We start from the raw sequence: 849 nt of genomic DNA on the forward strand, positions 1-849 counted from the left end.
CTTTAAGTCAGTTTGAACAAGGAGAAGAACTTTTTGTTAAGTGTTTGGATATGGCTAAAAAACATAACTGTACTCGACTAATTACCTTAATTCAGTACAACTTGGGTTTCCTTTATGCAAAACAAGGTATATCCGCAACTGCAATACGACATTTAATGGATGTATATAAATCTGAAAAACCATATCATAAAACTGTATTCTTACTGGCTCGAGAACATTTCAAAGTAAATGAAATTGAACAAGCACAAGAATTTTTGACTCAAGACTTTGGATTAGCTGACGTTGAATATACACATCATTTACGAATACTTCGAGCACAATACGATGAAAATTATAAGCAGAATCTAGAAACAACGATTGCAGATGGACTAGATTACTTCGAATCCCAAAAACTTTATGGATTTATGGAAGAGTACTCTGGAATTTTAGCGAAAAAACTTTATCAAGAAGGTAATCATGAGAAGGCTAACCAATACTTTAATATATCTTATGATGCTAAAGAATTACTTCAGAAGGGAAGTGCGTTAAAATGAAAAAAGTACTAATAGGATTTTTTAGTTTTGCTGCTGTTTTAACTATTGGAAGTTTTGCAGAATCTTATACATCACAAGCTGATCATGGTAGACCGCCTGCACCACAAAGACCAGATTATATTTCTAATGTGGCCGATTTTGATCACGGTAGACCACCTGCGCCGGCATACGAATACGGCGATACTTATATTGATCATGGTGAGCATATCTAAAACAAAAAGAGGACGTGATATATACGTCCTCTTTTTGTTTTATTTTAATTACGACCAAATTATATTTAAAATAATATAAGGGATAATGTTCTCTAGTATATCAA

1 protein-coding gene and 1 pseudogene are annotated in these 849 nt (G+C 33.0%); both read left to right on the forward strand.

Annotation, left to right across the window (positions count from 1 at the left end):
• Positions 1 to 533: pseudogene (locus GBN78_RS29860) on the forward strand (aspartate phosphatase); the annotation flags it as partial.
• Positions 530 to 745 carry a hypothetical protein gene (locus tag GBN78_RS29865; protein ID WP_000756625.1) on the forward strand — a complete coding sequence of 72 codons (216 nt, stop codon included), beginning with the start codon at positions 530 to 532 and terminating at the stop codon, positions 743 to 745. The pseudogene GBN78_RS29860 and the gene GBN78_RS29865, both read left to right, overlap by 4 nt.
• Positions 746 to 849 lie beyond the last annotated feature (104 nt).

It is taken from the genome of Bacillus sp. B2-WWTP-C-10-Post-4 (genome assembly GCF_009183805.1).
GTDB classification, from domain to species: Bacteria; Bacillota; Bacilli; order Bacillales; family Bacillaceae_G; genus Bacillus_A; species Bacillus_A cereus.

What these genes read in the sequence shown, in the direction of transcription:
- GBN78_RS29865 (WP_000756625.1), top strand. Translation starts at nt 530, where the DNA reads ATGAAAAAAGTACTAATAGGATTTTTTAGTTTTGCTGCTGTTTTAACT.